We start from the raw sequence: 9,002 nt of genomic DNA on the forward strand, positions 1-9,002 counted from the left end.
AGGATACTTTCATGCTTTAAAACTTCTACCTCTAAAGCAAACACATAAAAAGCTGCACACATGATGCAGCTTTTTTTGCAAAATTTCCTGATTGCTCTTTTGTATCATTATCTCTCATATCAGATAACTTCGCCAGTCTATAATCCTTCAATACTCCCCTTTCAAAAAACATAAGGAGTTGCTCATCGCTGCAAATAGGCATTGTGCTTATTTTGAAGAGAGCTCTGTAAACTTCCTTTCTCAACTGATTATCAAGAAAAACTAGACAAAGCGCGGGATATCCCATAAATACGCAGAAGAAAATTGTACCTTTAGCATCTTGGGGAGGAGCACTGTGACAAAGAAAAAATCCATGATTTTCGTCCAAATAGGACTTTTCCTTGTTTTGGGCTTTAGCAGCTTTGCCGATGAAACAGCGCAAGTTACATTTGCTCTCCACTTAGCAGAAAGCACAGCTTCTATTTCAATGCTCCTTTTTGCAGGGCTTATCGGGGCAATTTTTGCCGGACCAATTGCACCACGCCTCTTGCATCGCTTCCAACCAGCACGAACAGTACCCATTGTTTTATTGTTTGAAGCACTCTTTATAGCCACAGCTGCAATCGCCAACCAATTTTGGATTTATATTGCACTTTCTTTCGCACTAGGTTGTGCTGGTTCAATCTTTTGGTCTGCTATCCTCGTTTCCGTCCCAGAATTTGCAAACAATGATCAGCAACTAGACCGTATAAACCGCGTTATCCAAACAGTTCGTAATCTTGGTTACATTGCTGGACCACTCTTAGGGGGGGTGTTGTATGGAATATCAAACGGGCAAAAAGGATTGTTTGCGCTGTCAATCATGGTTCTTTTTGCCACCTTTATCACTCTCTTCTGTTTTAAAAGTTTAAAAATTCATACACAAACGACAAACACAACGCAAAAAAGCAAAAAAGGGCTAGACTTAAGAGGCCTCTTGCGTAAAAAAAATGTTGTCTATGCTCTTGCACCCCTCATCATTACCATCATCCTCACCTCTGCTCTCAACGTCTTATCGATTGTCCGCATTCGTACCGATCTCAACTTAAGCGCTGAAACCTATGGGATAATCACAAGCATGGTAAGTCTTGGCCTCGTGGTTGGTCCACTCTGTTTCTCCAGCCTTTTTCATCGCTTTGGCAATGCCGCTGGTGCATCACTTGCCGCTACAATCATTGGATTTGCAATTTTCTGCTTTTCCCTCACACAACTCATATGGCTGATGATGCTGTCATTTTTCATCCTTGGGAGTGCAAACGGTGTGCAAAATGCCCTGATGGCAAGTTTTATGATGAAAGCCATTCAAAAAGAACAGCGAAACAGTCAAATGCCCGCTTATCTCTTCATCATACAAACATCCGTATGCCTTGGCTTTATAGGAGCCGGTTTTGTCCATGTTCATCACACACAATACACACTCTTTGTCATCGGCATCGCCACAATGATCGCAGGCATATTGGGTTTTATTTTGAACAGTGCCGTACAAAAAAAGGAACAGAGAGAATTTGAGAATGGTTAGTGGACTCGGCTGTTTGTCCAGCCAGCAAACAATGCCCCAAAAATGGCATGACAATCACCACCTGATCAAATCATTGTATCTCTCATGCAACCCCATACCAACCCAATAGGACTTTGATAAACCACTCTTTAATGTAGAGCAACTAACAACCCTCCCCAAAACTTGATATTTTAAAGCAAAAAAACAATAACATCATGCAACAAGATCCTATAGGCTTAAACTTTTACAATGGAACAGGCGGCTATGTGTGGCAACTGGCAGACTATATGCGACATGATTGTCATGAGAGCTCCCATACACTTGAATTGCAAAAACCAACACCACCCATAGCCATCAATTCTTTCGCTGTCTATCCACGTGAACTCAATCCTTTATCACGCGTTCAATGGGTAAAGGACGTACAGATAACGAGAAATAAACCAGCTTTAATTGGAAAACGGCAAATACAACCTGCAACCGTTGTTTCTACAAAAGGAGCGGCATTTGGCGGATTCGACTTTCCCACATTTGAAGCACTTCGTGAAGGCTGCCTTGTCCAATCACTGAGGGAAATACAATTCAATGGTACTCTTCTTGCCTCTGGAAGTCTTTTGATATCACTTTTACGACACGGTCTCATCAAAACAGATCAAAAAGCATTTTCAGAAAATGATGCAACCGCTCTTTTACGAGAGCCAACATGTATTATCATAGATTCTTCTCTTGGCACTCTTGCCATTAATCAACTCAATGGGCGTACAATCCGGCTTCATGAAAAAACAAAACATCTCTTGAAGCAAGCCACCACACCAATACGTATTCAATATCCGCTAGAGGATTCAATAAAGTTTTTTGTAAAAGCAGGAATGCTGCGATTGATAAAATTATAAGGATAAAAAGATGCAGCTGATAAGACCTGGCATGGGAACAGAAAATAGTGCTCAACTTATCCATGCACTTATTCAAATGGCAAGACCGCACACAGTCATTGAAATCGGTGCGGGGGATCGTACGCGCTTGATTGCTAAAGCACTTCAAAAAGCGAAATTATCATGGCAACAAGATAAAAAGCTTTTAGAATCCTCCACCTGGGAAGAGCGCACAGCTTTGCTTGATCCTTCAGGAATTCCTGAAAATTACGAACCACAACTGATTACAATTGATGATTTTACAGCCAAAGGTCAATCAGCAGAAGAAGTATGGCAAGAACTTCTTAAAGATGGCATTAAAAAAGACACTGTAACATTTATCAATGAGAATTTCTTCTCTCTTGATGAAAGCACCCTCAAATCTTGGGGACCAATAGATTTTGCTTGGATCGATGCTGGAACTCCAGCAGATGATGTGCGATTTGTTATAACCCTTTGGGAACACATCACCGCTGGTGGTTATCTATGTCTGCATGAACCAACAATAACAACAACAATTGCTCTCAATGGGGCACAACGGGGTCAAAGTGTCAGAACTCCTTTGTGGGAAGAAATTCTCTACCGGCTTGATGGCTCCTATGAGGCTTTAACACTCCCCGAAAACCACAAATATCGCCAAAGTGGTCTGGGAATTATTCGCAAACGCACCCCTACCGAACAAATTGTACGCGCACAATCGCTACAAGCAGAACTCATAGAAATCAATGAACTGCCCATTCGCAATGATCTTTTGCCCATGGGAAAAGAAACCCTTCGCAAACGCGATACCCGCAATTCACTAATCTCTGCCATGACCTCACCTACACTGCGCGCTGTTTATGCCGCCATTATCCTTGGTGCGAAAAATCTTTCCGAAGTCCTCAAACATGTCGATTCAGATGCGAAAAACATTCACAAATCCATCAATCGCCTTTTGAACCTCGGACTTATTCACAACACAACAGAAGGATTTCAAGCCGAAGAGACACTGTGGAAAATGCTAGAAAATAAACATGAGCGGAATAGGGAAAATTTAAGCGACCGCCATTTAGAAACAGAAGAGATGCTATCAAAAATTGCACAAGCCTTTCAGAAGCAAAAAATCTATAGCGAAACGGAAGTTTCCAAGATATGCAACCTCTTTACGATAGACTTTGCCCGATGATAATAACGCATTATATATAAAAACACAATAAAGTCAATAGTTTGTGTGCAATTGTTTTATAAGAATCCACTTAAGAATCCACACTTTTATGCATGATCCATTTGACCCTTTTTTATATAAGATTGCCATGTATGAATAGACCATAAAAAGCAAATCATCATGTAAATGTTATAACGCATGTGTCAGTCAAATGAAATGAAAAGCAGATATCATTCATAACAGTTTATAAATTTATGATACGTTTTTATCACAGCACAAATTACATTGTTTTAAAATTTAATTGTTTGGAATTATCGATAACATACGTTTAAAGATCACATCTTGTTTTAATGATTGGATTGTTAATCGCATGATAAAAACATAAAATTACAGTTCTCAAAATTGAGAAGCGTAAAATCTAAAGATGTTATCGCAACATTAGATTATCCTATAAGAAAGTAATCATTTGAAACTGTCATAAGCTTATAGGTTTAATTTATAAAGATTGCATAAAAGGATTTAAAGACAAGATCGCTTTTAAAAACGCTTTCTAAAAATTTAGAAACGATAAGTAAGAAGCATAAATATAGTATCATCACAACAGCTATGCTAATTTTTAAAAACGAAACTGTATTCGCTTCCACAAAAAAATGGAAACGAACAATGCAATAGCAGTAGAATACTATCTACTTAGACATGGTACTAAAAAACGTTTTAAAAGTTACCGTTTAAAAGCACAGAGCCCAAATATGGACTGAGTGATTTACTCACCCCAAAATTGGGGGCAGCTATTGAGACAAAGATAAGCAAGCAAAATTTAAAATCATTGTAACATCATAAGGCATGGAATTTTTCTAAATTTTGAGTCAAAAGCTGTAATATTTAAAGAAGGCTCTATTTTAAAGTTAACGAGCCCAAATATGGACCGGTTGATTTTAGCGGGCTCAAATTTGAGCCGGCTAATTTATAAAGAAGTTACATTTAGAGCAAAATGAAAAGATACTTATAAGAATCTCTTTAAATGAACGTTTAAACGTTTGAAACATAAAATGAGATCTTTATAAGTGTTTAAAACTTTTTTTATAACAGCTATAACTTAGTTATCATTTGCTCTTAAGAATGTTTCATTTATGAGAAAACTAAGATTTAGCTTTCACAGCAGAGCAAAATCTTGAAAACCTTACATTTTATAAAAGCGTTTGTTTATTTTTCTTATGAAAAGCTGCTTTGAAAAACCAATGCTTGTAAATATAAAAACTGTTTTGTTATAAGATATTTACTTAATATGCATGTTCTTTTGATTGGATTGATAAAGCTACCGAGTGTTTTGATAACTTATCATATCTCAATAGAGCACTTGCAATATGATACGTTTTGTATATATGCACTGATTACTCCATTGTGGATGATTCATTTTAATCAATAAGAATCGCTATTTGAAAGCCGCGTCATATCATTTGGCACGGCTTTTTTTTATTTTACTCTCTCTTTTATGATATGTTTATAGCAATGCATTTTATATGCGTTTATAACCATAAAGAAGGCACGCCCCCATGTCTCTTTTTATTCTGTTTTATCAGTTATATTGACAACATTATCCCTTTCATAAACCTCACAATTTTTTGGAACCAACCTTACTTTGCTTTGACTGTTTAATTTTGCATTGCCATAGGCTTTTCCCCAGACCTTGGCATGATAGGAAACCTTGGCATTACCATAAACAGAGCCATAAATTTTAGCATGACCTTTGACAATAGCATGGTTATAAATCTTGGCATGGCTGTAAACACAGACAGAGCCAGAAACCTGAGCATGCCCATAAACCCTTGCATAATTATAAACCCAAGCATTATAAGAAATATGCGCATTATCATAAACATGGGCTTCTGTATAAATACGAGCGCTCCCACTCACATGGGCGTTGCCATAAACATAGCCAGATATACGTGCATTACTATAGACACAAGCATTGTCATAAACTTTAGCATATTGAGAGATAAAAGCCTTACCATAGACTTCAGCATTGCCATAAACTTGACCACAGACTTGAGAAAAATGGCGTATTTTTGCATTTTCATAAACACGGGCATAGCCATAAACCCACGCATTATCATAGACCCAGCAATTGCCATCATGAGAGAGGTTACTTTCCTTTTCAATAAAGCCCCCCAGATCCCCCACTTTGACATCATCAAAGTCTTTTAAAGCTTTAATGCGATAAAGGTTTGTAATTTTCTTAGTAATCCTATCTTTAATTTGTTTGGTTTCATTGGTTAATTCATATTTTTTGCACATAAAGATACCCTCACAATCTAATGTGATAAACGTTTGCTAAAATTTGAAATGAGATGTTTAAAGAAGGGCGCCCCCGCCGCGCCCGCGCGTCTTTACGCAGCGTCTTTTATGGTTTGATCACAAATTTTGATATGACCATTCAATTTTTTGGTATCTATATATGAATTGCCAAAAACACTCACTTGATCACAAATGTATGTATAGCCTGTAATTTTTGCATTTTCATAAATACAAGCATCATCACCAACCACAGCAAAAAACCAAACTTGAGCATTGTCATAAATTCTTGCATTGCCATAAGCTTGCGCATAGCCAGTCAATAAAGCGTTATCATAGATTTTAGCATGACCTTTTATAACAGCCCTGTCAGATACCTCAGCATGATTCAAAACGCAGGCATGATCGTAAACATAAGTTATTCCAAAAACCAAGGCATGATCAGCAACCCTTGCATTGTCATAAATTTTTGCACAATCAAAAACTTTAGCATTGCCTTCAATTTTTGCATTATCAAAAACACTAGCGTAATCACAGACTGTAGCGTGATCAGAAACATGAGCATTATTATAAACACAAGCCTTATCATAGACCCAGCAATTACCATCATGAGAGAGGTTATCTTCCTTTTCAATAAAGCCACCCAAGGCACCAGCCTTAACATCAGCAAAGTCTTTTAATGCTTTAATGCGATAAAGGGTATGATTATTAATTACATACGTTTCATTTGTGAGTGCAAACTTCTTTTGCATGGCACAATTCCTTTATAAGAAGATTTAATTTTTGAATGAGATGTTTAAAGAGGGGCGCCCCCGCCGCGCCCGCGCGTTCAATTACGCAGCATCACTTTCATATTCGCTGTCATTATCATCGTCATAATACCCTTCAAAATCAGCATAATACTCATGACGATAATAATCATCTTCGCTACCAAACTCAGGATATGCATCATCATAGATATCTTCATTAGCTGTTAAAGAGGCATTACTATGAATATAAGAAGAACCAGAGATAAGAGCATCACAAATAACGGCATCATCAAAAACACGCGATTCATCACAAATATAAGCAGAGCCACTTATTTTTGCATTGCCTCCGACATGGGCATCATTACAAATGACAGCATTATCGGAAATATGAGCATGATCAGTGACACGGGCGTTATCATAAATTTGTGCATTGCCTTCAATTACAACGGCGTTGCTAGCATGAGCATTGCCAGAAAGTTTAGCATTGTCCTTTAATGTTCTTCCTTCAAAAATAGCATTTCCATAAATTTGAGCATTGCCATAGACGTCAACAAAAAAGCTTTTTACTTTAGCATTTCCAAAGACGCGTGCATTTTGAAAGACCCGCGCTTTATTATAAACCCAGCAATTTCCTTCATGAGATAAGTTGCTTTCTTTTTCAATATACCCCCCGAGATCACCTTTTTTCACATCACCAAAATCTCTTAAAGCTCTAATTCGAGTTAAGAAATGACCATCGATATATTCACCATCATCAATAAATTCGTATTTTTTTGCAGGCTGTTGTTGATTAACAAGCGCGATTTTATTTGCAATATTAGAGATAACGGGGGTGTTTTTTGATATAGTTATCATATTTAAACCTTACTGATTATACGTTTTTGATTGACAGCCCATAATGGGCGTCGGGTGCTCAAAAACACGGCAGTAAGTCCGTCGTTACGCTTTTCCCATAGGGGTATTGTATAGCGTAACTACACCCGACAAAATCACTATATATGCGTTTTATAGCATAAAAAATAGTCAATTTTTAGAGGGGATCAGGTTTATCGTAATCCATCCGCTTACTGTTTAAGTGTTTTTGAAGCACTTGATTACTTATTTATCAAAATACGTATTTATTGTTAATTGTTATTTTATCTTTTTTGATATTTTTTTTGTATTTTTTAAATACGTTGTGTATTGATAATATCTTATGCCTATTAATTGCTTCTTTTATATTTATGTGCTTTTAAAGCTATATTATAGGCTTCATTAAACGATTGCGTTATTTTCTAAATATACATTCACAAGATTTAGAAACGCTCTCATCATGCGTGTTTTTATCTTTATAACCTATCGGTTTTTTACTAAATGGTTTTTAAGATTTCTGTTAATTTCCTTTATAACGCATTTGCAATTTAACAGCCTTTTATAGCTGTTATGTTCTTTATAGCCATGGCATCATTTTTCATTTTCATAAGAGAAATGATAAATAGAATATATGATAATTATGATTTACTGCTTTTTATGAAAACATCTAAAGAAAGGATGATAATTATAGAGATGAGCAAAATCCCTTTTAATAAACTTTTGTCATTTTTGTCAGTTCTTTTTAGAACCTATATCATTTTTTTTAATGAGAAAAAATTAAAATCATTATATTTCAATAAGTTAAGTTTTATCAATTTTTCAAAATACAACTTATTAAAACTGCCATAACAAATAGATACAACTGTAAATATATATTTGTCAGTTTGTGTCAGTACATTGAATCGACAAAAGTGATCATTTAGTGAATGATTAAAACATGTCTTATGAGAGTATGTGATCTTTTAAAGCCTTTCAAAAGAAAGGGATTATAATCATAATAAATGCTATCAAGACCATTATGGTTGTGAGTTTTGGAGGTTTAGGGTTTTTGGGGGGGGTGGAGGTGCTTTTTACGCCCCCCCTTTACATATTTTTCAATAAAAAATAAAAGTTTATTATATTTCAATATGTTAACTTTTATCAAGTTTCCAAAAAACAACCTATATCAAAATACAACCTGTAAATTCAACTAATACTATATGTTTTGTAGGGGTTTTGGGGGTTTTAGAAACATTCAAAACCTATAAGTAATATAAGAAAATGAATATACATAACTCTCTTTAAACAAAGCTTTTGATAACAATAAAGCTATTATTTTAGATTACGGTATAACCTCTTAAAGGCAATGTAGAAGCGTATTCACTTTAAGATGGGATTTCTTAAAAGTCTTAAAGCAATCAAAATAAGAGTATTTAAAAGTGCAAATGATTTCTTTTTAGAATAACGCATATAAACACTCCTTTTAAGATTATATCTAATCAACTTAACAAGAGAGGTATAGATTATGGTTATAAGCTCTATACCCCTTATGAGTTTATCAT

Annotated in this window: 6 protein-coding genes; 3 read left to right on the forward strand and 3 right to left on the reverse strand. The window is 35.8% G+C overall.

The features are described 5' to 3' along the window. Window positions 1-334: 334 nt before the first annotated feature. The 3 genes from ACFIJ7_RS08415 to ACFIJ7_RS08425 all read left to right on the forward strand — a co-directional run bounded on the left by ACFIJ7_RS08415 (window position 335) and on the right by ACFIJ7_RS08425 (window position 3,589). Window positions 335-1,537: an MFS transporter gene (locus ACFIJ7_RS08415; RefSeq protein WP_375636684.1), complete on the forward strand. Its 1,203-nt coding sequence runs from the start codon at window positions 335-337 to the stop codon at window positions 1,535-1,537. A 194-nt stretch (window positions 1,538-1,731) separates the two neighbouring features. Continuing rightward, window positions 1,732-2,406: a hypothetical protein gene (locus ACFIJ7_RS08420; RefSeq protein ID WP_375645046.1), complete on the forward strand. Its 675-nt coding sequence runs from the start codon at window positions 1,732-1,734 to the stop codon at window positions 2,404-2,406. A 10-nt stretch (window positions 2,407-2,416) separates the two neighbouring features. Beyond that, window positions 2,417-3,589, forward strand: coding sequence for a class I SAM-dependent methyltransferase (locus ACFIJ7_RS08425; protein ID WP_375645047.1), 1,173 nt, complete (start codon window positions 2,417-2,419; stop codon window positions 3,587-3,589). Between the two features lie 1,542 nt (window positions 3,590-5,131). Here the strand turns inward: ACFIJ7_RS08425 and ACFIJ7_RS08430 are convergent. From ACFIJ7_RS08430 to ACFIJ7_RS08440, 3 genes are all read right to left on the reverse strand, one after another. Continuing rightward, on the reverse strand, window positions 5,132-5,863 hold the full coding sequence (locus ACFIJ7_RS08430) for a hypothetical protein (RefSeq protein ID WP_375645048.1): 732 nt from the start codon (window positions 5,861-5,863) through the stop codon (window positions 5,132-5,134). A 92-nt stretch (window positions 5,864-5,955) separates the two neighbouring features. Continuing rightward, window positions 5,956-6,612, reverse strand: coding sequence for a hypothetical protein (locus ACFIJ7_RS08435; protein WP_375645049.1), 657 nt, complete (start codon window positions 6,610-6,612; stop codon window positions 5,956-5,958). Window positions 6,613-6,693: 81 nt separating this feature from the next. Then, window positions 6,694-7,464, reverse strand: a complete 771-nt coding sequence (locus ACFIJ7_RS08440) for a hypothetical protein (protein WP_375645050.1) — start codon at window positions 7,462-7,464, stop codon at window positions 6,694-6,696. Window positions 7,465-9,002: the final 1,538 nt, after the last annotated feature.

It is taken from the genome of Bartonella sp. MR100HLJHH, assembly GCF_042194215.1.
GTDB lineage: Bacteria > Pseudomonadota > Alphaproteobacteria > Rhizobiales > Rhizobiaceae > Bartonella > Bartonella grahamii.